Genomic DNA, 24,097 nt, shown 5'->3' with positions numbered 1-24,097 from the left:
AGACACCGGCCGCGGTTATCATGACCCGGCCGGCCGCCCGTGACGGCCCGGACGTCACTCCTGGCGACGGCATATCGTTCGAACAGATCAAATCGTCGTTGTTTCCGGGCAGTTGAACTTGCAAGGCATGTGTTGATCGTGGTCTTTGGTCGCAACCAGCCGACCACTTGCAGACCCGGACAGGAAACACGATGCCCGATTTTGCCATATACCCGAGCCTGAAAGACAAGAGAGTGATCGTTTCGGGCGGGGCGCAGGGGATCGGGGCCGAAATGGTCAAGGCCTTCGCCGGACAGGGCGCGCGGGTCGGGTTTCTCGATCTCGACGAGACGGCAAGCGCCGCCCTCGCCGGCACGGCGGAAAACATCGACTACGAGATCTGCGACCTCCGGGACATCTCCGCAATGCGGGCTGCCCTTGCAAGACTGACCGGCCGCACGGGCCCCTGCCAGGTTCTGGTCAACAACGCCGCCCGCGACGACCGCCATGACTGGAAGGACGTAACGCCCGAATACTGGGACGAGCGCCAGGCCACCAACATCCGCCACATGTTTTTCGCGATCCAGGCCGTCGCGCCTGACATGATCGCGAATGGCGGCGGTTCGATCATCAACATGGGATCGAATTCATGGTGGGAGGCCGGAGGCGGCTTCCCGGCCTATACGACGGCCAAGGCCGCCGTTCACGGACTGACCCGCACCATGGCGCGGGATCTCGGAGACCACCGCATCCGGGTGAACACGGTGGTCCCCGGCTGGATCATGACGGAGCGGCAGAAAGAGCTCTGGGCGACACCCGAGGCCCTTGAGGCGCACCGCAGGCGTCAATGCCTTCCCGACCTCATCGATCCGGTCTATGTCGCGCGCATGGTTCTGTTTCTGGCCTCCGACGATGCCGCCATGTGCTCGGCCAACAACTACATGGTCGAGGCCGGCTCGATCTGAAACACGCTCCGGCAAGGCAGGTCACAGGGGGGCAGCAATGTGAACCGGCCGCCCGCCCGCGGACCGGACCGGATCGGCCGGACAGTCGTCTAGACGGTCAGCTGAACACCGGTCTTGGTTTCCGACAGCGCCCAAAGGTCCCTGGCTTGTTGCGGGTCAAGGACGAACGGCTTCAGCGGGCACGCGCCGACGGGACCGACCATCTCGAACCGGGTCGGGCCATAATAGGTCGCAGGTTCCAGCCCCTCCTCGGTGGCGCACATGACCTCGGGCCAGGACCCGCGCTCGGCGGATTGCGCCAGGGGTGAGAGAAGAACCGCCAGCACCCGCGTGACGGTTCCCGCCGTGTCCCGGATGAGACCGGTTCGCGACGCGCCCGGATGACAGACATGGACCTCCACGTTCTTGCCCGCCGCCTGCACCCGGCGCTGCAATTCGTAGCCAAACACCATCTGTGCAAGCTTGCTCTGGGCGTAGGCATTCCAAGCGGAATAGGTCTGATCGTAGTTCAGGTCTTCGAACCGGATCCGGTTGTCGCCCATCTTGTAGCCGTTGCTGCCGACCATGACGATCCGGCCTGAAGACGCCTCGATCCGCTCAAAGAGCAGGGCGCACAGCAGAAAGTGGCCGAAATGGTTGACGCCGAGCTGGCTTTCAAAACCGTCCACGGTGAGCTGCTGCGTGGCAACCTGTGCGATCGCCGCATTGCAGATGAGGGCATCGATCCGGGGCTCGGCTTCCAGAAGTCCGGCCGCTGCCTCACGGACACTGGACAGCGCGGCAAGATCCATGCGCACGAAGCTCACCCCGGCATCGGGCCCGAATTCCTGCTTCAGGGTGTCAATGGCGGCCGATGATCGCTCGGCGCTCCGGTTCATCATCACCACACGGGCACCCTTGGAAAGCAGGATTCGCGTCGCCTCGAAACCGGCGCCTCCATTGGCGCCCGTGATGACATAGGTCTTGCCCGTCAGGTCGCCGATGCGCGCGGGCGTCCAGCCTTCCGGACCGAAAGGGGTCTTGCCAGACATGAATTTCTCCTGGTCTGAAGTTGCAAAAGTAAAATCGTGTGTTTACATTTAGGATGCGCATCAAAAAATGTAAACAAAAAATTTTACTTTTCTTGGCGAAAGTGATGAAAAATCGTGAAACTGACTGAAAAGAAAAGAGAAAATATTATCGAAGCAGCGATCGAAGAGTTTCGTGAACAGGGGTTTCTCGGGGCGAACACGACGCGGATCGCGAAACGGGCCGGCGTTTCGAGCCGCACGCTCTACAATCATTTCGAGAGCAAGGAAGAGCTTTTCGATGCGATCACGAACATCATGCTTGCCCGCAACTGCGCCATGGCACCGGTCGACTACGATCCGGACCGCCCGTTGGCCGACCAGCTGACAGAGGCGCTCGAGCGCTATGTGGCCGTGATCACGGACAAGGAGGCGATCGGGGTGAACCGCATGATCATTTCAGAGTTCCTGCGCGACCTCGACCGGTCGCGCGCGTTCCTGGCGGAGGCAGCCGCGCATGATTATCCGGTCACCAAGCTGATCGAAGATGCGATGGAAGCAGGTGCGCTGAGAAAGGCCGATCCGGCTTTCGCCGCCAGCCAGCTTCTTGCCCTGGTGAAGAACTTCTTCTTCTGGCCGGAATTCCTGATGGGCGAAAATCCGGAAACGGACGGTATCATGAAAGACTGCGTCGCGATGTTCCTGTCGCACTACGGTGCACACAGCGGACCGGCTGCCGCGTAGACGGCCGGTCCGTCAAATACCGAACACCGATCCCGGCCCAATTCATCCAAATGAATGGGTCCTGAGCCTAGTAGGAGATCGCGACCGAACCTGATCTGGGCTTGATCGAAGCGCCGTTGATCACACCGGCCTGCACCATCTTGCCGAAGGACGCTTTCGCAAGCCCTGCGGACGCGTCCATGGCGGCCGCATCCCCGTATTTCGCAACGACAAGACCGGTCCCGTCACCAAGATCCACGATGTCGATGAAGATCGCCCCGGCCTCGGCCAGGTCGGCCCGCAGGTCTTCCGCGGCGACCATCGCTGCAGACATGTCCGGCGATGTGAATTCCGTAATCCGGTAGACGGCCATGGTGCTTCCTCCTTTGTTTGTTCTTGATCAGACAACAATATGACGTAGGGGAAATTTCACAAGAAACATTCGGACAAGAAACAACACTTGAGGCAAGACTGGCCTGTAATTCATCAATATTTTCTACTTCAGGGCAACGCTATAAATATCGGCAATCACTCCGTGCTTGATACTTTTGCCGACCTAGGCGCATTCCGGTCAAGGCACTCGGGCAGTCACGCTGTCTTTGGCCGAACCCTTGAAGATGCAGGACGCAATGCGTTGTGGTTTATCCGCGACAGCGAACGCCGCATCCGGAGACCGGCGAAAAGGTTCAAAACGCATACTTTTCGCTTGCTTGAAACGTTATGTTATACAGTTACTAATTATTGGATTTCCGTATCCCTGAACTCTTGAGGGACGCGAAGCGCGACGACGCAATTGGAATCAGTTCTCGGGCTTCAGGCAACACCTGGAAACCGCACAGGAAATGAGTTCGACGCAATGACAAATGGGAGACCTGAATGAAAACACGTGCCGCCATCGCATGGGCACCGAACCAGCCCCTCGAGATAGAGGAGGTTGATCTGGAAGGCCCGAAAGAGGGCGAAGTCCTCGTCCGGATCGTCACCACGAGCCTTTGTCACACAGATGTCTTCACTCTGTCCGGAGAAGACCCGGAAGGCCTGTTTCCCTGCATACTCGGCCATGAGGGCTGCGGTATCGTCGAGGAAGTCGGCAAAGGTGTTACTTCTGTTGCTCCGGGAGACCATGTCATCCCGCTCTATATCCCGGAAGATCCCGACTGCCCGTATATCAAGTCCGGCAAGACCAATCTCTGCCAGACCATCCGCAAGACCCAGGGTGCCGGTCTCATGCCTGACGGCACTTCACGCTTTTCCTACAAGGGCAAGCAGATCCTGCATTACATGGGCACAAGCACGTTCAGCGAATACACCGTGTTGCCCGAAATCTCCGTAGCCAAGATCAGCAGGGAAGCGCCGCTCTCCAAGGCCTCGGTCATGGGGTGTGCGGTTCCGACCGGCATCGGCGCCGTGCGCAACACCGCAAAGGTCGAGGCCGGGGCGACGGTCGGCGTGTTCGGTCTCGGCGCGGTTGGCATGGCGGTGATCCAGGGCGCGGTTCTGCAGGGTGCTTCCCGGATCATCGGGATCGACATCAACACCGCGAAATTCCCCCTCGCCAAGGCGCTCGGTGCCACGGAATGCATCAACCCGAAAGACTTTGACGGCCCCATTCAGGACGTTCTTGTCGAGATGACCAATGGCGGACTGGACTACACGTTCGAAGCGGTTGGCAACGTGGACCTGATGCGCTCGGCACTCGAGGCCTGCCACAAGGGCTGGGGTGAATGCACGGTGATCGGTGTCGCCGGCGCCGGGCAGGAAATCGCAACGCGGCCGTTCCAGCTCGTCACCGGACGGGTCTGGCGCGGAACTGCGTTCGGCGGCGTCCTGGGCCGCAGCCAGCTGCCGGGAATGGTCGATGAATGGCTGCGTGGTGATTTCAGCGTCGATCCCTACATCACGCACCACATGAACCATGAGCAGATCAACACCGCGTTCGATCTTCTGAAAGCAGGCGAGTCGATCCGCTCGGTCATTCACTTCCGCCCAAGCGAGACCCTTACGGTCAATTCGCTTCCGGGAAAAATCGTCACCGGGTGACGCCGGCCAATTGCGTCCGACGATCGGAGCTATCCAGGGGCAGCGAGCCTGGTGCCTGTCACCGCCCGCTGCCCGGGTCTGCCAACCTACGGCGTCACGCCCGCGGCTTCCGCGACACTTGCCCGGGTCACGTCGACCATGGCCGCGTGGACCCGCAGCGTCACGATGGATTTCTCTGGCTCAAGCACGCCGATCACCGTTTCGATGTCCGGGCAGCCCTCGTCCCGGCAGGCCAGTTCGGCAACGGTCACCGGGGTATCCTCGGGCAGATTCATCAAATCCCGGGTCCAGGCCTTTATCTGCGAAGACTTGGCCTTCAGTCTGCCGAACCTTGGCGCGAGCGGATTGGTGAACTTGGTCATTCCGCAGCAACGCCCTCCTGATAGACGCAGTTCCTGAAACCGGCTTCGAACGTGTCGCGTGGCAGGTCGCGCCCGATAAAGACAACACGGGTCATCCGCTGCTCGTTCGGTTTCCAGGGCCGCTGGTGGTCGCCTTCCAGCAGCATGTGGACACCTTGCATGACAAAACGGTCGTCATCGTCCGCAAACGCGATGATCCCTTTCATCCGTAACATGTCCGGACCATAGTCCTGCGCGATCATCTGCATCCAGGGAAAGAATTTTTGCGGATCGAGTGGTGCATCGCTCAAGAGCGAGAAACTCGTGACATGGTCATCATGATCGTGGTCATGGAAGTGTTCCAGGAACTCCGGTTCGATCTCAAGCACGCGGTCCAGGTCGAACGCGTTGCAGCCGAGAATGTTCTCAAGATCGATCCGGCAGCGTTCGCTGTGGTGGATCACGGCTGTCGGGTTGATCCGCCGTATGCGCTTTTCGACCTCGGCGCATTCCGGTTCACTGACAAGGTCGACCTTGTTCAACAGAACGATGTCTGCAAAGGCCAGCTGCTCCTGGGCTTCATGCGCCTTGTCGATCTCTTCAAGCAGGTGCTTGGCATCGACAACGGTCACGATTGCGTCGAGTTTGGTCTTCGCCTGCACGTCTTCATCAACGAAAAAGGTCTGGGCGACCGGAGCCGGATCGGCAAGACCCGTCGTTTCGATCAGGATCGCATCGAAATGATGTCTCCGTTTCATCAATCCCTCGATGATCCGGATGAGATCGCCGCGCACCGTGCAGCAGATGCACCCGTTGTTCATTTCGAAGACTTCTTCGTCGGCGTCCACGACGAGATCATTGTCGATCCCGACATCTCCGAATTCATTGACAATGACTGCGTATCGCTTGCCGTGGTTTTCCGACAGAATGCGGTTGAGCAGCGTGGTTTTTCCAGCGCCTAGATAACCGGTAAGCACGGTGACCGGTGTCCTGTGTAAATCATTCATTGTGACCTCCGAGACGATCGGGTGAGGTTTGATAGCTGGCGGAAGACTGACCCGGCGAGAGCCTCTCCCGCGGTTCTGAGTGTCCCTTTGAGTGAAAACGGCGCGGCGTTGATCATGGCAGTAAACAGTGCGCGCACCGGTTCGGGATCGACATCGTTTGTGATGAATACCAGCCGCGTCCGCCGGTCGTCGTCAGGCCAGGCGGAAAGCCGGACGGGATCGGAAACACGGTGTTGCACCGCATGCACGATCAACGGTTCGTTGGGGCGCTCGTCCGTCGCGACAATCCCCTTGACCCGCAGCAGACGTTGCCCTGCGGAGTTTTGCAGAAGATCCACGAACCGGTGGAACCGCTCTTCAGACAACGGCCTGTCATGCACGATGCTGAACGTACGAATACCGGCAGCATGCCTGAGCGGCCCGCCGCTGCCGGCCGATTGGGATGCGTGACCGCTTTCCAGCGCCAGCGCGTTTTCGAGTGCCAGCCAGCCGGCAACATCTTCTCCGCGATCGACAACCGTGTAAGGCTGCGGTGAAAACAAGGATGCGAAATCGACCGCGTGTCGATCGAAAATGTCGGCGCTTGAGTTGAGGTTCCGCAGCTCATCTGACAACCGATTGACGTCCCGCATGGTGTCCGCGCTCCGTTCAACGTCCGTTTTTGTCAGAACGATGCGATCCGCGAAGGCAATCTGTTTCATTGCCTCGAAATGGTTGTCGATGGAGCTTGCGCCCGCAATCGCATCGAACAGGGTCACCACGCCTGCGAGGTAGAAAACCGGACCTTCACCGCTGGAAGGCTGGTGATCCGCGCCGGCCTCGTCCACGGCCAGCGCATTGACCAGCGGCGCCGGATCACCAAGTCCGCTCATCTCGACGATCACGCGCGTGAACTTTCCGGTCAGGCCGTCCTGTGCGGCGCTCCGGAGGTCGTCGAGCGTCCTTTTGATATCGGTCGTGTCGGAGCAGCACAGGCATCCGGTGGAAACCTGGCTCACCGTCGTTTCGCCGCGGCGAACGAGCAGGTGATCGACGGGCACATCGCCGAATTCGTTGATGATCACTGCCGTGTCCTGAACGCCGGGATCGTTCAGGAATGCATTCAAGAGCGTCGACTTTCCAGCGCCCAGAAAGCCACTCAGCAGGAAGACGGGTATGCGGTCGGCCAGGTCCATGACGTCTGATTGGCTCACTCTTGAAAGTCCGGATGGTGATTGCTGTTCGTTCAAGGGCATCAGACGCAACGCGAAGAATGATGTCCGGTGATCAGCCAGCGCGTATTCACTTCCTCAAAGGTGAACAGAAACCGGGCCGGCACGATTTCCTCGCCCGACGATCGGTGGAAACGAAACGAATAGATGCCTGCGATCGTGGCCGTTCCAAGCTTTCGATCTGTGCGGCTGACGAGACGATCCACCACGCAATCCGGGCCGCCGTCGGACAGGAAGAATTCGAAATATTTGCGGCGGCCATGCTCCGTAACAACGATCTCGTTTGACAAGGTGGGCACAAGGATCGCGTCAGGCGCATAGAGTGGCAGGATCGCATCAATCTGTCCTGCCGTGACGGCCTCTGTCCAACGGGTCAACGTCGTACGCGCGCCGTCGATCAGCCACATGTCGTCCCCGTCCACATTATTCGCAAGACTGTGTTCCAAGTTCCACCCCTGATCACGATTGCTGCTCGGCTCGACAAGGCTCAAGCCGGCTGCTCAACGTTCTCCCGGTATTGCGATTGGCGCCAATCGCGCGCCAGCCTCATTTCCATCTTGATTTGTTATGTTATATCGTATCATGTCCAAATCAAGGACGCCTGAGATTTGTTTTTCAGATCGAATGGACAGCCGTCACCACATGGAGCGGGAACTTGCCGGGCAGATCGGGCTGACGTGTTCGAATGGGTCGCAAACGCACTGGCCGGAGCTCTGGCGGCAACCTTGACTTACCGTTTTTAGATCAACCACAGAGGTTTCGAAAACAATGACTTATGCTGCGAGTGTTGCGGCCATGGCAGAGTATCGCAAGGAACACGGACTACGCCCGTCACGCGAGGACGCTGAAGCGGCCGTTCGTGTTCTTCTGGAATGGAGCGGCGATGACCCTGATCGCGAGGGACTGATCGAAACACCGGCCCGCGTCGTGCGCGCTTACGAAGAGTTCTTCGAAGGATACAGGGTTGATCCGGCAGAGCTGCTTGCCCGCACATTCGAAGAGACCAATGACTATGACGATCTGATCGTACTTCGGAACATGCGGCTGGAATCACATTGCGAACATCACATCGTTCCGATCATCGGCAAGGTGCACGTCGCCTACCTTCCCGCAGACCGGGTCGTCGGCATCAGCAAGCTGGCGCGGGTTGTGGAGGTCTACGCCAAACGTCTGCAGATCCAGGAAACCCTGACGTCCCAGGTCGCGGACACGATCCACGAGGTGCTGCAGCCGCGTGGCGTCGCGGTCGTTGTCGAGGCTGCCCACATGTGCATGACCACAAGGGGCGTCCGGAAACCGGGTGTCTCCATGCTGACGCGGAAACTTCTCGGCGAGTTTCAGACCGATCCGGAACTCCGAAGAGATTTCCTGTCGTCCATCGCGGTCTCGAACGGAGGACTTGGATAATGTCGGCCCCTACTCCCTTCGCCCCCCGCAGAACGGTAGAACAGGTTGAAGAAGGCACTCTCCTTGCGCCGAAATTTGACGCAAATGGCCTCCTTCCGGTGGTGACGACGGACGCGGGCACCGGGGACGTCCTCATGATGGGCGTGATGAACGAGGAGGCCTTGCTGCGGACGATCGAGACCGGCGAGGCACATTACTGGAGCCGGAGCCGCAAGTGCCTTTGGCACAAGGGCGCGACCAGCGGGCTCATCCAGAAAGTGGTGGAGATGCGGATCGATGACGATCAGGACGCGGTCTGGCTGCGGGTTGCCATCGATGGCGGCGCAAGTTGCCATGTCGGCTACCGCTCCTGCTTTTATCGCGCTGTCCCGACCGGTGAGAAGGTTGGCCGGATCGAGCTCAGCTTTACCGAAACCGAGAAGGCCTTTGACCCGGTCGAGGTCTACGGCGACGCACCGAACCCGACCCAATTGTGACGACTGCACCAGCGGGATACGGACACGCGTTCAACAAACGTGTGTCCTTATCCCTGCCGCCTCACTGAAAACCGGCCTCCGCAGCTCGAGAGCAGGGTTTCAGACGATCTCGACCGGTCCGTGATCGTCGCAATGACCATCATGGGGGTGGTGCAGACGGCCATTCACGAGATAGCACACGTGGTCCCCATGCGGCACGGCTTCATGTCCGCAACCGGGTCCGTGGACATGGTCCGGGTCATGGCCAAGCGCGTCCGAACCAACCGGTGCGCAGCCACCGGGACCGGTAATCCGATAAGGCAGGTTCTAAATCGTGGCGGTTGGTATACTCTCGCCTCATGGAGGAGACTCGGCATTTGAAGGTGCAGCTTGATCTGATGCAGGCGGCGCTCGACCACATCAATCAGGGCTTCACCGTGTTCGACAGCGATCTCCGGCTGGTCGCCTGGAACCGCGGCCTGTCCGACATGCTCGACATGCCGGAGGAGATCATCCAGCGCGGCTCGCATCTGGAAGCCTTCATCCGGGTGAATGCCGAACGCGGCGAATACGGCCCCGGCGACATTGAGGGCAAGATCGCGCGCCGGATCGAACGCGCAAAATTGTTCGAACCGCACTTTTTCGAGCGCGTGCGTCCGAATGGCCAGATCATTGCTGTATCCGGCACCCCGCTTCCCCAGGGCGGTTTCGTCACGATCTATTCCGACGTGACCGAAGAACGGCGAAGACAGGAAAAGCTGGAGCGGACAGTCGAGGAACGCACGCGCGCGCTGCAGCAGAGTGAAGACTGGCTGCGTCTGGTGACCGACAACATTCCGGCCCTGATCGCCTATCTGTCTCCCGGTCCGGTGTTCCGCTTCGCAAACCGCCGCTACGCGGACTGGTTCGGACATTCCGTCGCCTCGATCGCCGGCCGCGCTGCGGCAGATGTCGTGGGTGCCGAGCTATTTGCCGAACTCGAACCGCATATCGACCACGCGTTCAAGGGAAACGCCGTCAGCTACGAGTATGAGCGCAAGCGGCCCGACGGAACCAGGGCCTATATGCGGTCCACGCTCATTCCCGACATGACCGCGGACGGACGCACGCTCGGAATTTTCGTCCTGTCGCTGGATGCGACGGATCAGAAGCAGGCGGAAGCCACCCTGGTGCAATCCCAGCGCATGGATGCGGTCGGCAAGCTGACGGGTGGCCTCGCCCACGACTTCAACAACCTGCTGGCGATCCTGATGGGCAACCTGCTCTCCATCAGCCGCATGGAAGCTCCGTTGAAAAAGGAACATCTGGACCGGAAGCTGGAACCGGTGCTCGAAGCCACCAAGCGGGGATCGGATCTGATCCAGAGACTGCTCGCCTTCAGCCGCGGCAAGGCGATCGATCCGCAGGCCGTCGCCCTGGCCAGGCTCGTGTGCAATGCCGAAAGCCTCCTCGAAGGATCCCTGCCGTCGTCCATCCGGCTCGAGACGGAGGTGGCCGACCCCGGCATCGGGGCGTGCATCGACCCGACGCAGATGGAGACCGCCCTGATCAATCTGGCGTTCAATGCCCGCGACGCCATGCCGGACGGCGGCATATTGCGGATCGCCCTGAGCGAGACCAGCATCGAAAAGCGGGAAGCAGACGAACTTGGCGTTCCCGAGGGCCGCTATTCGAGGGTCACCGTAACCGACACCGGCAACGGCATGGACGAGGAAACCCGCCTCAAGGTGTTCGAGCCCTTTTTCACGACCAAGACCTTCGGCACCGGCAGCGGCCTCGGGCTCTCGATGGTCTACGGCTTCATCCGCCAGTCCGGAGGCGCTGTCACCGTGAACAGCAAGCCGGGCAGCGGAACGTGCCTGACGCTTTATCTGCCCTATCGCCGGATTGCCTTGTCCGGCGGTCCGCACGACGGGGCAATCCGCGACACCGATCTGAAACGCGGCGACGGCGAGCTTTTGCTGCTTGTCGAGGACGACCCTGATGTTGCCAACGCCGTGACGGACCAGCTGCAGGGCCTGGGATATTCTGTTCTCAGGGCCGAAAGTGCGGACGACGCTCGCGCCCTTGCGCTTGACCTGCCGGAGCTCAAGGCCGTTCTCAGCGATATCGTCATGCCCGGCCAGATGAACGGTCTCGTGCTCGCAAGAGAAATCCGGCGGCAGCGCAAGGATCTGGGAATAGCGCTTATGTCAGGCTATGCAGACTGGTCCGATCTTGCCGGCAACGAGCGGGACTGTCAGTTCCCCGTTCTGGCGAAACCCTTCACCGATGATCAACTGGCGCAGACGCTCCAGGAGATCCTCCACAGTTCAACGGACGTTGATCGGATCCGATCCGGTTCCATGAGTGAGTGATTGCCTTGCAGAAGAGCTTCGCACCATCGGCGAAACTGACCGTCTTCATCGTTGACGACGAGCCTGAGATCGGTCAGCTCCTGCGCGAAGCCATGTCGCATTTCGACATGACCGGCGAAACCTTTTCCACCGGCAGCTCCATGCTGGCGGCGCTCACCAATGAAAGTCCCGACGCCTGCATCGTCGATCTCGGTCTACCCGACATGGAAGGCATGGCCCTGATCAACGAGATCCGCAGGATATCTTCAGTGCCGATCATTGTTCTGTCTGCCCGGGGCCATTCGACCGACCGGGTCATGGGTCTGGAACTGGGCGCGGACGACTATGTCGTCAAACCGTTTGATCCGCGCGAAGTCGTCGCGCGCATCCGCTCGATCCTGCGACGGTCCTCGGACCGGACACCGGCGCGCGGTGAAGTGGACCTGGCAAGGTTCGAGGACTGGTCGTACCGTCCCTCCTCCCATTGCCTGACCTCGCCGGAGGGGGAGGAAACCTTCCTGTCGACCGGGGAAGCCACCTTGCTTGAAGCCTTGCTGCGCGCGCCCAAGCGGGTCCTGACCCGGGACTACCTGCTCGAACACGGAGGCCGGGACGAAAGCCTCGACCGGTCGATCGATGTCCGGATTTCGCGGCTCCGCAAGAAGCTCAACCGCAAGAACGAAGCCGCGCATATCAGGACGATCTACGGCTCCGGTTACATGTTCGCGACAGCGGTGACATGGTGTTGAGGTGGCGCCCGGCTCAGCCTGACCGGAACTTCGTTGCGAACTCCTCACCTGTCATTTTCCGCGTTTCATCCGCAAACGCGTAACAGGCCGGTTTCTGTTCAATGAAGAATTCAGCCTTGAACGGAAGGTCAGGCTGGTCGTCGAACAGACCGTACGGAATGCCGTGAAGATCGCTGCCTTGCGGATGAAAGTAGAGACTGGAGCCGCATTCGGCGCAAAAGCCGCGCTCGAACTCGTCGGACGACTGGTAGCGTTTGACCGGACCTTCAAAGACCGCACCGGTGCAGGGCACCGCCATGAAGGGTCCGCCCACCCATTTCCGGCACATCGAACAGTGGCACGCCTGCAGGCGCGGCAGGGCCTCGGCCGAAAGGGTCACGCTCTTGCATAAACAGCTGCCGGTCAGGATCATGTCTTCAACCTTTCGCTCTTGCCGGCCGGGGATGGCGGCCGGGCCCGAACGGTAGATCCTCTGAACGGTGAAATCAAAAAAAGGCGGGAGGATCGCTCCTCCCGCCGTCTTCAAGTAAAGCCTTGCCCGTCTTAGAAGCTCAGGGAGACATCCCTGTGACTGGAGAGGCAAGCGGCAACGTCAAGGGCCATGTCGGTCGGCAGTCTGTCCTGCTGCCTCAGACCGATATTGTTGACGACTGCCGCGTCGTATTCCTGCAGCGCCGGCAGCAGTTCCTTTGCAGCGCGTTCGCGCCACGCGAGATCGGCCTGGAGCGCGGCGATCGACTTGTCGATCTCCGCAACCGCCGCCTCTGCATTCGGCTCGCGGCTGCGCATGATCTTGCGGGCTTCGGTCAGGCCCTTGCGGATATCGCTTGTGCCCTCGGCTTCACCCACTTTCGAACGCATGGCTGCGATCGCCTCGACAGCCGCTTCCGGCTCGAGCTGCGGCACCTGGGCCTTGAGCTCTTCCAGTTCCGGACCGAAGGCCGCAACCGTATCCGCATCCGCGAGAATGGCCTTGACCTCCAGGATCGGCTCGTAGGCCTGGTCGACCGTGCGGCGGTACTTTTGCCGCGCGGTGGTCTCCGCTTTCTGGATCTTCGAAAACTCCCCGTAGACCTCGTCCCAGTTGTCCGGGATCTTGGCGAGGATCGCATCGTGTTCCTGTTGGAGCGCATCGATCTGTGCCTGCGCACGCTCACCCTGCGCCGCAGAGTAGACCGCACCGTCGCCGGACCGGCTGACAATCACCTTCAGTTCTTCGATACGCGCATCGATCCGGCGCGCATCACGCTCCAGAGCCCGGACTTCCGTATGGATCGGCTTGAAGGAACCCGAAGCCTCCGCGACCGCATCTTCGGCATCCCGGATCGCCATCATCAGCGGCAGCGCTTCCTTCGCCGTTTCGAAGCCTTCGGCAAGATCATCCTGCAGGTCTTCCGGCAGGTAGCTCATGTCGACGCCCTCGACCTTGTCGATCGCCGCCAGGATACTGTCACCATTTTGACGGAAATCCTCGTAGACCAGCGTTTCCATGCAGTATTGCAGGCGCGGGTTCTTCGGCGGCGGGGCGGTCTCCGACAAGAGCGAGGACCGGTTCGGCAGGTAGTTCACCAGCTGCGGATAGAACCCGACGATACCGAGTGCAAACAGCTGCAGCGCAATGAACGCGATCACGCCCTTGTACATGTCGATGGTCTTGACCACCGCCGGTGCCACCCCGCGAAGATAGAACAGCGCGAACCCGAATGGCGGCGTCAGGAACGACGTCTGGATGTTGAGGCCGATCATGACACCGAGCCACACGGCAGTGACGTTCGCCCCGGGATCGGACAGCAGGATCGGCGCAACGATCGGCACCACAACCACGGCAATCTCGATGAAGTCGAGGAAGAAGCCGAGGATGAAGATCACCAGCATCACGATCAGGAACTGGGCCCAGAACCCGCCGGGCAACCCTTGCAGGAATTCCTTGACGAGATGCTCGCCGCCGAATGCGCGGAAGGCCGAGGTGAGCATCGCTGCACCCAGGAGAATGATGAAGACGAGCGACGTGGTCTTGGCCGTCTCGACCATGACGCCGCGCAGCGTGTCATCCAGTTTCAGCGTGCGCCAGCCGGACCAGAAGATCGCCAGCAGCACGAGCGACACCGCGATCAGCGCCAGGATCAGGCTCAGGACATCCTGCGAATTCTCGATGCGCTTGATGTTGACTTCACCGAAGAAACTGATGACGACGGCGAGGCCGAGAAGCGCGAGGATTGCGAGAATTGCAGGCGAATAGGCGCCCTTTTCACCTTCCTTGAGGCGGTAGCCCGCCATCACCATCGCGCCGACGGCACCGATTGCACCAGCCTGGTTGACCGTTGCGATGCCCCCGATGATCGATCCGAGCACGAGGAAGATCAGGGCCAGCGGCGGCACCAGAGTGATCACGACCTTGACCGCGAACTTGCGGGTGAAGGTGCCTTCTTCGTGCACGGCAGGCGCGGCCTTCGGGTTCATCAGCGCGAACCCGAGAATGAACAGCATGTAGAGACCGACCAGAACAAGGCCCGGCAGGAAGGCGCCCAGGAACATTTCGCCGGCGCTGGTCGAGACAACCGAAAAGTCCGACGGCATGGAGAGTTCACCGGTGCTGTCCTTGAACAGCGTCTGGCGGAGTGATCCCGCCTGGTCGACGGCACTTGCGAGCTGGTCGGCCAGAATGATGAGAACGATGGACGGCGGAATGATCTGGCCAAGCGTGCCGGACGCGGCAATCGTGCCCGTTGCCAGCGGAACCGAATAGTTGTTGCGAAGCATCGCGGGCAGCGAGATCAGACCCATTGCCACGACCGTTGCACCGACGATGCCGGTGGTCGCGGCCAGGAGCGCGCCCACGAACACGACCGATATGCCGAGGCCGCCGGGGACCGGACCGAAAAGACGGGCCATGGTCACCAGAAGATCTTCGGCGATCTTCGAACGCTGCAGCATGATCCCCATGAAGACGAACAGGGGAATGGCGATCAGCGTGTCGCGTTCGGCTTCCCAGTAAATGCCGCGGAAGTTGGTGACGCCGGCGCTCAGCCATTGCCCGGGCCCGCCGGAATCGAAGAAGGCATCGGTGCCGGTTGAAAACAGGTAGCCTGCCCCGGCTGCAAGTCCGATTGTCAGGATCGCCGCCCCGGGAAGGGCGAACGCGACCGGGAAACCGGATCCCAGTGCAAACGCCATCAGGACAACGAGAAGAGCTAGAAAGAAAAGTTCCATGTCAGAAGATCTCGTCAGGCGTTAGTTGACTGGATGGTTTTCATGGTCCCGGCCACCCGGCTCACCCCGAATGTCCGCGATCGCGTCCAGGAAATAGGACACGAACTGGATCATCATGGTGACGGCGAACACGCCCAGGAATCCTGCCATGAGGTATTTGACATAGAGCCCGAACCCGGCCTGCGTGGTCTCGTAGGACAGGATCGGCGCGTTGATCACGTTCTGCTTTCCGGCCATGCCGATCAGGATGATCACGGCGCACAGGGACATGCCCAGCACGACGGAGCCGATGGCGTTCACGTAGCCCTTGGTCCTTGCGGACATTCCGGCATAGAAGACGTCGACCCGCACGTGCCCTTCCTCAAGCAGGGTATAGGCACTTGCGAACAGGAACAGCGCCGCGTACCAGAACCGGACGAGATCGGCCATGAAGGCCTGTTCGTAGGAGAGGATGAACCGGCCGACCACGATCAGCAATTCGGCCACGACCACCAGCAGCGCCAGCCAGATGAAGCCGAGCGTTCGCGTGAAGGCGGCGATCACGAAGGACAGTCCGATGAGCGGCATGTGCACATACCCGCCGCGGAACTGGGACCGGCCGAGATTGGCGGCCATGTCCGCACCGACCACGGCCTCAAGCAGACCTTCGACGCGCAGGAATGAAATCACGGCATCGACGAGGCCAACGATCAGAACGGCGAAAAACATCGCCCTGATCAGGTAGGCGTTGATATCGCTGATTTTTTTGCTGTCTTCGCGCAGCGATCTGTCCTTGCTGCGCTGAACCAGCAGCACGGCCCACACGATCGCCCCACCGTAAATTGCGAGTTGGACCCAGGACCAGACAATCGGCATCGACCCGTTCGCCGGCCCGCCGAAAATCGGAGCGATGCCGGGCAGGTCCTGCCAGAAGGTCAGATAATTGTTGATCAGAAACGCTGCCATGATCATGAGGATCAGCCAGCCGAATGTCCGGTACGATACCGCGCTTTGGTGTTGCCCTGCAGGAATGTCCCCACCTGCCGAGACGTCGTCTCCAACCCCGCCTACAGCCGCCATGGCGAATGTGCCCTATTTTTTTGTCAAACAAGAAAACGGGGGCGGGACTTCTCCCGCCCCCACCTTAGCTTTGCCGGAAGGGCTTAGACTTCGATGCCGAGCACGCGGTTGCGCTGCTGCGTGTAGCCGGTATCGGCGAGCAGCATCCAGCGGCCGATCTCCGAGCGGGCCTTCGCGAAGCTTTCGTGCGTACGCGCTGCAAGGTCGGAGTGAGAAATCGTCTCTTCGAAGACCTCTTCGGCAGCTTCACCGAACGCGTCGTAGACCTCGTCGTTGAACTGTTTCAGTTCAACACCGTGCTCGTTGATGAGGCGGTCGAGATAGACACCGTTGTTGGCGTTGGTCTCAGCCATCTGGCGGGCGTTTTCTTCGTTACAAGCAGCCTGGATGATGGCCTGGTCTGTCGGCGACAGCTGGCTCCACCAGGACTTGTTCATGCCGAAGGCGAGCTGGGAACCCGGCTCGTGCATGCCCGGATAGTAGTAGTACTTGGCTGCTTCGTAGAACTTCATGAAGTAGTCGTTGTACGGACCAACCCACTCGGTAGCGTCGACAGCGCCGGAAACAAGGTTCTCGTAGATCTGGCCGCCCGGCAGGGACACCGGAGATGCGCCGAGTTTCGCCATGACGTCGCCGCCGAGGCCCGGAATACGCATCTTCAGACCCTTCAGGTCGTCCGCGGTTTCGATTTCCTTGTTGAACCAGCCGCCCATCTGAACGCCGGTGTTGCCGCATGCGAAGTTTTTCAGGCCGAACTCGTCAGCAACTTCGTCCCAGAGCTCCTGGCCGCCGCCATACTTGATCCAGGCATCGATCTCGGCATAGGTCAGGCCGAACGGAACAGCCGTGAAGTAAGCCCAGGCCGGGTGCTTGCCCTTCCAGTAGTAGTCGGCCGCGATGTAGGCCTGCGCGTTGCCGGATGCGACTTCGTCGAAGGAGTCGAAGGCGCCGACGCGTTCGCCGGCCGCGAAGTACTGAACATTGATGCGGCCATCGGTCAATTCGCCGATACGGGCTGCCAGGCGCTGAGCCGAAATCCCGAGGCCCGGGAAGTCACGCGGCCACGTGGACACGATCACGAGATCCGTGGTGCCCTGCGCGATCGCCGGAGCGGCGAGTGCGGAACCTGCGGCGATACCACCGGCGCCAAGACCAGCTTTTTTGATAAACGAACGACGATCCATTAGTTTCCTCCCTAATCGGACCCAATATTTCCGGACCGGTCTGCAACCTTGCACCGATCTCGCCGTATGTCTAGTTGACGTGACGGACGGAAAGCTATTCGTGGTTCTGCGCACTTTCTCAGTAGTACTACCGAGAATTTCGCAATAGATGATGGCTTAATGGACACCTGCGCAACGGGAAAGCAACTTTCGTGACCTTCAAGACAAAATTGCTACTCATCACGATCCTGCCGCTCATCGCGGTATCCGTTCTGATCGGCGGCACGACCTACTACCAGTCGCGAAAGCTCATTGACGCCGAGACGCAATCCGTCGAGCAGCGGATCCTTGCGGCGAAGCGGCAGGAGATCCGCAACTACGTGAGCCTGGCGCTGACATCGATCGAACAGATCTACAAGAGAGAGCCGGGCGGACGGCAGGCCGCCCAGGAAGAGGTGAAGGAAATCCTCACCAACCTCACCTTCGACCACGACGGCTACTTCTTCGTCTACACGCTTGACGGCACCAATGTCGTTCACCCCAAATTGCCGCATCTTGTCGGCGAAAACTGGTGGGACCTGCAGGACGACAACGGCGACTATGTCATCCGGAACCTGATCACGCAGGCGAGGTCGGGCGGCGGTTTCCACCAATATGTCTGGCACAAGCCCTCCACCGGATCGGTCGAGGAAAAACTGGGTTACGCGATTTTGCTGAACAAGTGGGGCTGGATGCTCGGCACCGGCCTTTACACCGACGACATTCAGAAGGAAGTCGCCACGATCAGGGCCGAGTTCGCGCAGAACATCCGCCAGACGCTGCTCGTGACCTTTCTGATCACGCTTGCCGGAATTGCCGTTGCCGGAACGCTGATCGCGGGTGTCCGCTTCTCCGAACAGCGATTTGCCGACAGCAAGCTGAAGGAACTGACGAACCGCATCTTCCAGGTCCAGGAACAGGAACGCAAACGCGTCTCCACTGAGCTGCACGATAGCATTTCGCAGCTGCTGGTCTCCGTTCGCTATGGCATCGAGATGATCCACAGCGAAGCCACCCGCGATCCGGATCTTCAGGTCCAGGCGGCGAAGTGCCTCAAGACCCTTGATGGCACGATTGCCGAGGTCCGGCGCATTTCCCGGGACCTGAGACCGAGCGTGCTCGATGACATGGGACTGGCGGCCGCACTGGGCAGTCTCGGCAAGGAGATCCAGAGCCAGTCGGGCATCGAGGTGAACGTGGATGCGCAGCAGTGCCACAGCCGCTTGTCCGACGGCGCCAAGACGGCGCTTTACCGGGTGGTCCAGGAGTGCATGACCAATGTTGCCCGGCATTCGCGCGCCAACAGGGTCAACATCGACCTGAAGGTCGGCATCCATGATCTGACCCTGTGTGTCGAAGACAATGGTGTCGGCCTGCCGAGACCATTGCCCAAGACCGGCGGCCTGGGATTCCGAAACATGCGCGAGCGCATCGAGACCTATGGCGGCAAGTTGATTTTGAGCCGGCGGTCATCGGGAGGTACAAGGATCAAGGTACAGATGCCGCTCGACAACACGTCGGCAAAGGCTGCTTGATTTGACCATGACATCGGATTCCTCGGCTTCTACTTCGCTTGAAAAACCCATTCGCGTCCTGCTTGCCGACGACCACGAACTCGTCCGCGACGGCATCCGGGCACGCCTGCAAAAAGTGCCGGAGCTTGAAGTCGTCGGCGAGGCGACCAACGGCCGCGAGGCTGTCCGGATGACCCGCGACCTGAAGCCGGATGTGCTCCTGATGGACGTGTCCATGCCGGTCATGAACGGACTCGAGGCGGCCATGGAAATCCGCAAGACCCAACCCGGAGTCGGTGTCCTGATCCTGTCGGTCTACGACAATCCGGAATATGTGCGCGGCGTGGTCCAGGCAGGCGCGCGCGGTTACATCCTGAAGGACATCTCCGCACAGGAGATGATCACCGCCATCACCAGCGTTGCGTCCGGCGGCTATTTCTTCTCGTCCGCCATCGGACCGACCCTTGTCGGCGCAAGCGCGTCCGCGCCCGTGGAAGACCCCTATGGTCTGACCGAACGCGAGCGCCAGGTCCTGACCGCGATCGCAAAGGGGCAGCCGAACAAGGAAGTCGCCAAGGCGCTGGGGATCAGCGTCCGCACGGTGGAATCGCACCGCCTCAACCTTCGCGAAAAGGTCGGCACGCGCAACGCGGCCCAGCTTTACAAGGTCGCGCAGGAATTGGGATTGCTGGACTAGGCGTCTTTCAGGTACATCTGCGGGCGGGGACCCGCGCCCCGTGCCTACCACTTCCTCGCAAGGTCCAAAATGACAAAACCGCTTGTCCTGGTAACAGCCGACGTCAAACCCATCGACGGGTTCAACTGGCATGCCGTCAACGCAACATACCTGCATGCCGTCCTGAAAGGCTCGGACGCCATCCCGATGATCCTGCCCTCACTCGGCCCGGAGCTGGATCTGGATGCGGCGCTCGATCAGGTCGACGGAGTGGTTGCCACCGGATCGCGCTCCAACGTGAACCCGGCCCTTTACGGACAGGAACCGACGGAGGCAAACGGCCCCTACGACCCGGACCGGGATGCGACCACACTGCCCCTGCTGAAAAGGGCCGTGGAACGCGGCATTCCCGTTTTCGCCATCTGCCGCGGCATGCAGGAGCTGAACGTCGCCATGGGCGGCACGCTTCTGACCGAAGTCCAGGAACTGAGCGGCCGCAAGGATCACAGGGCGCCGGTTTCCGAACAGCAGGACGAGCGGTTCCGGATCGCGCACCCGGTCGACGTTGCCGAAGGTGGCAGGCTTGAAGACGTGATCGGTTCGGAACCGTTCGATGTCAATTCGCTGCACCGGCAGGCCGTCGGCGATCTCGGCAGCGGTCTGATAATGGAAGCACGTGCCGAGGACGGAACGATCGAGGCAATGTCCGTCAGGGACAGCGCCGGATACGTGCTCGCGACGCAATGGCACCCAGAATACTGGGTATCCACGGACGGGCCCTCGCAAAAGCTCTTTTCCGCATTCGGGGACGCGGTCCGCGCTTACCGGGTCAAACGGCTCGGGCTCTGACTTTCAAGCGGCAATGCGCCTGCCTTGCCCGGAACAATCAGCCCCAGCCGAGCGCGGCGACGAGAAGCGTCAGTCCGAGCAGGAACACGATGGCGGCGCCGAAAATCTCGATCGACCGGTGCACCCGGATCGCCATCGGGCTGCCTTCGCCGAAGAGACGCACGGCAAGGTCCTTCGCGCCGACAGCCAGTGCGGCCAGCAGCGAAACCGTGATGCCGGTCCCGACCGCCATTGCCAGCGTTGACGCAACGCCCGCCACAATCATACCCTGGGACAGGGCGAATACCAGAACCACCAGGGCTCCCGTGCAGGGGCGCAGACCGACGGCCAGAACAATGGAAATGGCCCGGCCGAAGGTGATCTCGCCCTGAACCATGTCGGGCGTCGGCGCATGCGCGTGACCGCAGGTGGTACACACGCCATCCGCACCAATTTCGTGATGATGGTGGCCGTGCCCATGATGATCATGGTGGTGCCCGTGACCGTGCCCGTGATGGTGATGTCCATGGTCGTGATGCGCGTGGTCGTGATCGTGCCCATGCACGCCGGCCAGCGCGAGGCGGTTTCCGGAAAGACGGTTGGCGATGCTCATCGCAAGCGGCTTTCCGGCCTTTTGCCAGAGCAGCCAACCGCCAAGCCCTGTGATCAGGACATAGGAGCCGATCTCGAACCAGCGCGCCGTGTCCTGGATCGCGAGGCTCGTCAGATTGAAGACAACGGCGAGCCCTCCGACAAGAACGATGGCCGTGACGGCCTGCGCGAACGCGGACGCGAATGACAGCACAATACCTTTCTTGAGGGTTTCGTTGTTGGCAACGACATAGGACGTGATGATTGCTTTTCCGTGTCCCGGCCCAGCGGCATGAAAAACGCCATAGGCAAAGGACAGACCGATCAGCAGCCAGCCGGCGCTCGGATTGTTGCGGAAAGCGCGCAGACTGGCGACCAGCCTCTGATAGAACTCTTTCTGCTTGATCGCGATCGTGCCGAAGAAGCGGTCGAGAACACCGACGCCAACGGCGGCCGCTTCCGGGCTGTTGATGACGGCAACCTGTGTCGCGGCGGCAACCTCGTCCGAGCGCGCGGAGGGAAGTGCAGAAGAACTGCTTTCGGTGAGCGTTTCGGTGTCCGCGCCGGTTTCGGCGTCGGCAGACGCGATCTGCGTCTCGGCCTGCGCGGGGGTGCCGGACGCGGCTGCACCCGCTGCCACGCCCGCACAGTTGACGATCATCTGGTTGATCTGCGTGGCGGCGGCCGACTGCAGTTCGGGCGGCAGATCCCGCTGCTCGGGTCCGATCTGTGCCAGCGCATAGGCCGTTGCGGCGTCGAGCGGTGGCGGCTCCTTGCGCGTTACCTGGCAGGTGCCCGGCGCATTCTCCGTTCCGACCGCATCCGCCTCCTGACCGAACCTGAAATCCACGTAGTAGGTCGGATCATAGACATCGAGCGTTATCGGCGCCGTCGCATCGCTGGGATCCTTGAGCGGAAGCACGAAATGAAGCTCAAGGAGATCCACTTCCTCGATTGCCGTGCCGCCGTTCAGCCGGATGTCTTCCTCGATCGCTTCGAAGTCTTCCGGCTTCATCATCCAGTAGTCGCCAACGGGAAGCGTTGTCACTTCGAGCCAGTAATCCGTCGGTGTGGAAAAATCGAGTTCGACGCGCGTGTTGTCGCCGAACGTGAAGTAGCCGAAATCGGCCATGCTCTCGACATTGACCTTGGCGAGTTCGCCAAGCTCTTCGCGCGAATAGACGCCGTCCTGGTTTGTGTCGAAACCCTGGATCGCGAACGCGGAAAAAGCGTCGTCGAAACGAAAGACATGCTTGACGGCAACCGCCTTGCCGTCATCGTCGAAGATCAGTTTGGATCTCGCCTCGACGAACACATGCGGATGGGCCGCAGCGCTTGCCACGCTGGCGATCAGCAGAACCAGGACTGCTGCAAGCCGGCTGGAAACCTGAGCGGCGGCTTCTCGCAAGCGTTTGGAAAAACGGCGCAACGGATTCACCTTCTTCGTCGGACGAATGGGTCCACATGACACGATTTGTCCTCTGTGAACACAGAACACGGCAGCAAAATGACTGAACACGTTGCCGCAGCGCAAAATCAAGATGAAAATATTTTCACACTTTGCGCCGAATGAGAGAATGCTTGTTCCTCTTGGCGCGTTTTCATTGGGAGAAAAGAGACAAAATTCTCCAACCTCCGACTAAATTATTTATAGAGATAACGACCTTTAGAGCCAATCATGAATGCCTTGAACCCTTCCGCCCTGCACAGCGCCGTCTTCGACCATCCCGAAATGGGCGAACACGAGAACATCGTTTTCGTCAAGGACCGTGACAGCGGACTGAACGCGATCATCGCGGTCCACGACACAACGCTCGGCCCCGCGCTGGGTGGTTGCCGTGTCTGGCCATACGAAAAACCGGCCGATGCGCTCACGGATGCGCTGCGCCTTTCCCGCGGCATGACCTATAAGAACGCTCTTGCGGGACTGAATCTGGGTGGTGGCAAGGCCGTCATCATCGCGTGTCCGCGCAAGGACAAGTCGCAGGACATGATGGAGGCCTTCGGCAGCCATGTCGACCGGCTGTCGGGCACCTATATCACCGCCGAAGACGTCGGTGTCTCGCCTGAAGACATGGAAGCCGTTGCCCGCCGCACCGATCACGTGCGCGGCACCAGCGCAACCGGACTTGGCGATCCGTCTCCCTATACGGCGCTCGGGGTCTTCGAGGGGATCAGGGCCTCGGCCCGGCATGTATTCGGAAGCGCGGAGCTGGACGGCAGGACGGTGTCGGTGCAGGGGCTCGGGCATGTCGGTTTCGACGTTGCGCGCCAGCTGGCCGATGCCGGTGCAAAACTGGTTGTCTCCGACATTCATGCCCCAGCCGTCGAGCGGGCGCTCGATGCATTCGGCGCAACCGCAGTTGCCGCCGATCAAGCGCATTGCGTGGATGCCGATATCTTCGTTCCCTGTGCGCTGGGAGCCGGTTTGAACGCCCGCACGATCCCCCAGATCCGGGCGCGGGTCGTTGCAGGTGCGGCGAACAACCAGCTGCAGACGCCTGCCGACGGCATCGCGCTCAAGCGGCGCGGCATTCACTACGCGCCCGACTACGCGATCAACGCCGGTGGTGTCATCTCGATTGCCTTGGCCAAACCGGGCGAAGACGATGGACGCGTCCGGGAGAAGACACTTGCGATCGGAGACACGTTGACGCGCATCTTCGAACGTGCCGCACGCGAAGACACGACCCCTGAAAGGGTTGCGGACAAGATGGCCGAGGAAAGGCTGGCACAATCAGGAAACTGACAGGGTGTCCGCCTGAGACAGACCGGCGGACCGCGACCGGTGGGCCGG

At 60.6% G+C, this 24,097-nt stretch carries 22 protein-coding genes; 11 read left to right on the top strand and 11 right to left on the bottom strand.

What is annotated here, in order from left to right; translation table 11 throughout:
* Positions 1 to 191 precede the first annotated feature (191 nt).
* The gene (locus ACO08A_RS14045) at positions 192 to 944 is read left to right on the top strand and encodes an SDR family NAD(P)-dependent oxidoreductase (RefSeq protein ID WP_422041629.1); all 753 of its coding nucleotides are present in this window, start codon (positions 192 to 194) and stop codon (positions 942 to 944) included.
* Between the two features lie 89 nt (positions 945 to 1,033).
* Here ACO08A_RS14045 and ACO08A_RS14040 read toward each other — a convergent pair whose 3' ends face one another.
* Positions 1,034 to 1,975: an SDR family oxidoreductase gene (locus ACO08A_RS14040; protein WP_422041628.1), complete on the bottom strand. Its 942-nt coding sequence runs from the start codon at positions 1,973 to 1,975 to the stop codon at positions 1,034 to 1,036.
* Positions 1,976 to 2,089: 114 nt separating this feature from the next.
* Here ACO08A_RS14040 and ACO08A_RS14035 point away from each other — a divergent pair, with 114 nt between their 5' ends.
* The gene (locus ACO08A_RS14035) at positions 2,090 to 2,695 is read left to right on the top strand and encodes a TetR/AcrR family transcriptional regulator (protein ID WP_422041627.1); all 606 of its coding nucleotides are present in this window, start codon (positions 2,090 to 2,092) and stop codon (positions 2,693 to 2,695) included.
* Between the two features lie 67 nt (positions 2,696 to 2,762).
* Here ACO08A_RS14035 and ACO08A_RS14030 read toward each other — a convergent pair whose 3' ends face one another.
* Positions 2,763 to 3,047 (bottom strand): hypothetical protein, encoded by a 285-nt coding sequence (locus tag ACO08A_RS14030; protein WP_422041626.1) that lies wholly within the window; start codon positions 3,045 to 3,047, stop codon positions 2,763 to 2,765.
* A gap of 503 nt (positions 3,048 to 3,550) precedes the next feature.
* On the opposite strand from ACO08A_RS14030, the gene ACO08A_RS14025 reads away from it, so the two are divergent.
* Positions 3,551 to 4,714, top strand: coding sequence for an S-(hydroxymethyl)glutathione dehydrogenase/class III alcohol dehydrogenase (locus tag ACO08A_RS14025; RefSeq protein WP_422041625.1), 1,164 nt, complete (start codon positions 3,551 to 3,553; stop codon positions 4,712 to 4,714).
* Positions 4,715 to 4,800: 86 nt separating this feature from the next.
* Here ACO08A_RS14025 and ACO08A_RS14020 read toward each other — a convergent pair whose 3' ends face one another.
* From ACO08A_RS14020 to ACO08A_RS14005, 4 genes are read right to left on the bottom strand one after another with little or no spacing between them, the layout of a single operon-like run.
* Complete coding sequence (locus ACO08A_RS14020) at positions 4,801 to 5,076, bottom strand: nitrate reductase (RefSeq protein ID WP_422041624.1); 276 nt, start codon at positions 5,074 to 5,076, stop codon at positions 4,801 to 4,803.
* Positions 5,073 to 6,062: a CobW family GTP-binding protein gene (locus ACO08A_RS14015; protein WP_422041623.1), complete on the bottom strand. Its 990-nt coding sequence runs from the start codon at positions 6,060 to 6,062 to the stop codon at positions 5,073 to 5,075. The genes ACO08A_RS14020 and ACO08A_RS14015 overlap by 4 nt, the downstream gene beginning before the upstream one ends.
* Positions 6,059 to 7,255 (bottom strand): CobW family GTP-binding protein, encoded by a 1,197-nt coding sequence (locus ACO08A_RS14010; RefSeq protein ID WP_422041622.1) that lies wholly within the window; start codon positions 7,253 to 7,255, stop codon positions 6,059 to 6,061. Before ACO08A_RS14010 ends, ACO08A_RS14015 begins: the two co-directional genes overlap by 4 nt.
* Positions 7,256 to 7,296: 41 nt before the next feature.
* Positions 7,297 to 7,719 carry a nuclear transport factor 2 family protein gene (locus ACO08A_RS14005; RefSeq protein ID WP_422041621.1) on the bottom strand — a complete coding sequence of 141 codons (423 nt, stop codon included), beginning with the start codon at positions 7,717 to 7,719 and terminating at the stop codon, positions 7,297 to 7,299.
* Positions 7,720 to 8,041: 322 nt separating this feature from the next.
* Between ACO08A_RS14005 and folE the strand changes: the two genes are divergently transcribed.
* From folE to ACO08A_RS13985, 4 genes are all read left to right on the top strand, one after another.
* The gene (gene folE / locus ACO08A_RS14000) at positions 8,042 to 8,680 is read left to right on the top strand and encodes a GTP cyclohydrolase I FolE (protein ID WP_422041620.1); all 639 of its coding nucleotides are present in this window, start codon (positions 8,042 to 8,044) and stop codon (positions 8,678 to 8,680) included.
* Positions 8,680 to 9,156 (top strand): phosphoribosyl-AMP cyclohydrolase, encoded by a 477-nt coding sequence (gene hisI / locus ACO08A_RS13995; RefSeq protein ID WP_422041619.1) that lies wholly within the window; start codon positions 8,680 to 8,682, stop codon positions 9,154 to 9,156. Before folE ends, hisI begins: the two co-directional genes overlap by 1 nt.
* A 362-nt stretch (positions 9,157 to 9,518) precedes the next feature.
* On the top strand, positions 9,519 to 11,492 hold the full coding sequence (locus tag ACO08A_RS13990) for a PAS-domain containing protein (protein WP_422041618.1): 1,974 nt from the start codon (positions 9,519 to 9,521) through the stop codon (positions 11,490 to 11,492).
* 5 nt (positions 11,493 to 11,497) lie between these two features.
* A complete protein-coding gene (locus ACO08A_RS13985; RefSeq protein ID WP_422041617.1) occupies positions 11,498 to 12,220 on the top strand; it encodes a response regulator transcription factor in 723 nt (240 codons plus the stop codon).
* 13 nt (positions 12,221 to 12,233) lie between these two features.
* On the opposite strand, the gene ACO08A_RS13980 is transcribed toward ACO08A_RS13985, so the two are convergent.
* The 4 genes from ACO08A_RS13980 to ACO08A_RS13965 form a co-directional block, all read right to left on the bottom strand.
* Complete coding sequence (locus ACO08A_RS13980) at positions 12,234 to 12,632, bottom strand: GFA family protein (protein ID WP_422041616.1); 399 nt, start codon at positions 12,630 to 12,632, stop codon at positions 12,234 to 12,236.
* A 131-nt stretch (positions 12,633 to 12,763) separates the two neighbouring features.
* Positions 12,764 to 15,430 carry a TRAP transporter large permease subunit gene (locus tag ACO08A_RS13975; RefSeq protein WP_422041615.1) on the bottom strand — a complete coding sequence of 889 codons (2,667 nt, stop codon included), beginning with the start codon at positions 15,428 to 15,430 and terminating at the stop codon, positions 12,764 to 12,766.
* A 21-nt stretch (positions 15,431 to 15,451) separates the two neighbouring features.
* Positions 15,452 to 16,489, bottom strand: a complete 1,038-nt coding sequence (locus ACO08A_RS13970) for a TRAP transporter small permease subunit (protein WP_422041614.1) — start codon at positions 16,487 to 16,489, stop codon at positions 15,452 to 15,454.
* Positions 16,490 to 16,572: 83 nt separating this feature from the next.
* On the bottom strand, positions 16,573 to 17,673 hold the full coding sequence (locus ACO08A_RS13965; protein ID WP_422041613.1) for a TRAP transporter substrate-binding protein: 1,101 nt from the start codon (positions 17,671 to 17,673) through the stop codon (positions 16,573 to 16,575).
* A 191-nt stretch (positions 17,674 to 17,864) separates the two neighbouring features.
* Here ACO08A_RS13965 and ACO08A_RS13960 point away from each other — a divergent pair, with 191 nt between their 5' ends.
* The 3 genes from ACO08A_RS13960 to ACO08A_RS13950 all read left to right on the top strand — a co-directional run bounded on the left by ACO08A_RS13960 (position 17,865) and on the right by ACO08A_RS13950 (position 20,730).
* Complete coding sequence (locus ACO08A_RS13960; protein WP_422041612.1) at positions 17,865 to 19,226, top strand: cache domain-containing protein; 1,362 nt, start codon at positions 17,865 to 17,867, stop codon at positions 19,224 to 19,226.
* A gap of 7 nt (positions 19,227 to 19,233) precedes the next feature.
* The gene (locus ACO08A_RS13955; RefSeq protein WP_422041611.1) at positions 19,234 to 19,902 is read left to right on the top strand and encodes a response regulator; all 669 of its coding nucleotides are present in this window, start codon (positions 19,234 to 19,236) and stop codon (positions 19,900 to 19,902) included.
* Positions 19,903 to 19,971: 69 nt separating this feature from the next.
* Positions 19,972 to 20,730, top strand: coding sequence for a gamma-glutamyl-gamma-aminobutyrate hydrolase family protein (locus ACO08A_RS13950; protein ID WP_422041610.1), 759 nt, complete (start codon positions 19,972 to 19,974; stop codon positions 20,728 to 20,730).
* A gap of 37 nt (positions 20,731 to 20,767) precedes the next feature.
* On the opposite strand, the gene ACO08A_RS13945 is transcribed toward ACO08A_RS13950, so the two are convergent.
* Positions 20,768 to 22,738: a DUF1007 family protein gene (locus ACO08A_RS13945; RefSeq protein WP_422041759.1), complete on the bottom strand. Its 1,971-nt coding sequence runs from the start codon at positions 22,736 to 22,738 to the stop codon at positions 20,768 to 20,770.
* A gap of 240 nt (positions 22,739 to 22,978) precedes the next feature.
* Here ACO08A_RS13945 and ACO08A_RS13940 point away from each other — a divergent pair, with 240 nt between their 5' ends.
* On the top strand, positions 22,979 to 24,049 hold the full coding sequence (locus tag ACO08A_RS13940) for a Glu/Leu/Phe/Val dehydrogenase dimerization domain-containing protein (RefSeq protein ID WP_422041609.1): 1,071 nt from the start codon (positions 22,979 to 22,981) through the stop codon (positions 24,047 to 24,049).
* The last annotated feature ends 48 nt before the right edge of the window (positions 24,050 to 24,097 follow it).

The sequence above is a fragment of the Roseibium sp. genome (assembly GCF_965232425.1).
In the GTDB taxonomy this organism is placed as follows: domain Bacteria; phylum Pseudomonadota; class Alphaproteobacteria; order Rhizobiales; family Stappiaceae; genus Roseibium.
The sequence above is the reverse complement of the archived record's forward strand: the minus strand, read 5'-3'. Positions and strand labels throughout refer to the sequence as shown.

What these genes read in the sequence shown, in the direction of transcription:
- ACO08A_RS14045 (WP_422041629.1), top strand. Translation starts at nt 192, where the DNA reads ATGCCCGATTTTGCCATATACCCGAGCCTGAAAGACAAGAGAGTGATC.
- ACO08A_RS14040 (WP_422041628.1), bottom strand. Translation starts at nt 1,975, where the DNA reads ATGTCTGGCAAGACCCCTTTCGGTCCGGAAGGCTGGACGCCCGCGCGC.
- ACO08A_RS14030 (WP_422041626.1), bottom strand. Translation starts at nt 3,047, where the DNA reads ATGGCCGTCTACCGGATTACGGAATTCACATCGCCGGACATGTCTGCA.
- ACO08A_RS14025 (WP_422041625.1), top strand. Translation starts at nt 3,551, where the DNA reads ATGAAAACACGTGCCGCCATCGCATGGGCACCGAACCAGCCCCTCGAG.
- ACO08A_RS14020 (WP_422041624.1), bottom strand. Translation starts at nt 5,076, where the DNA reads ATGACCAAGTTCACCAATCCGCTCGCGCCAAGGTTCGGCAGACTGAAG.
- ACO08A_RS14015 (WP_422041623.1), bottom strand. Translation starts at nt 6,062, where the DNA reads ATGAATGATTTACACAGGACACCGGTCACCGTGCTTACCGGTTATCTA.
- folE (WP_422041620.1), top strand. Translation starts at nt 8,042, where the DNA reads ATGACTTATGCTGCGAGTGTTGCGGCCATGGCAGAGTATCGCAAGGAA.
- hisI (WP_422041619.1), top strand. Translation starts at nt 8,680, where the DNA reads ATGTCGGCCCCTACTCCCTTCGCCCCCCGCAGAACGGTAGAACAGGTT.
- ACO08A_RS13980 (WP_422041616.1), bottom strand. Translation starts at nt 12,632, where the DNA reads ATGATCCTGACCGGCAGCTGTTTATGCAAGAGCGTGACCCTTTCGGCC.
- ACO08A_RS13975 (WP_422041615.1), bottom strand. Translation starts at nt 15,430, where the DNA reads ATGGAACTTTTCTTTCTAGCTCTTCTCGTTGTCCTGATGGCGTTTGCA.
- ACO08A_RS13970 (WP_422041614.1), bottom strand. Translation starts at nt 16,489, where the DNA reads ATGGCGGCTGTAGGCGGGGTTGGAGACGACGTCTCGGCAGGTGGGGAC.
- ACO08A_RS13965 (WP_422041613.1), bottom strand. Translation starts at nt 17,673, where the DNA reads ATGGATCGTCGTTCGTTTATCAAAAAAGCTGGTCTTGGCGCCGGTGGT.
- ACO08A_RS13955 (WP_422041611.1), top strand. Translation starts at nt 19,234, where the DNA reads ATGACATCGGATTCCTCGGCTTCTACTTCGCTTGAAAAACCCATTCGC.
- ACO08A_RS13950 (WP_422041610.1), top strand. Translation starts at nt 19,972, where the DNA reads ATGACAAAACCGCTTGTCCTGGTAACAGCCGACGTCAAACCCATCGAC.
- ACO08A_RS13940 (WP_422041609.1), top strand. Translation starts at nt 22,979, where the DNA reads ATGAATGCCTTGAACCCTTCCGCCCTGCACAGCGCCGTCTTCGACCAT.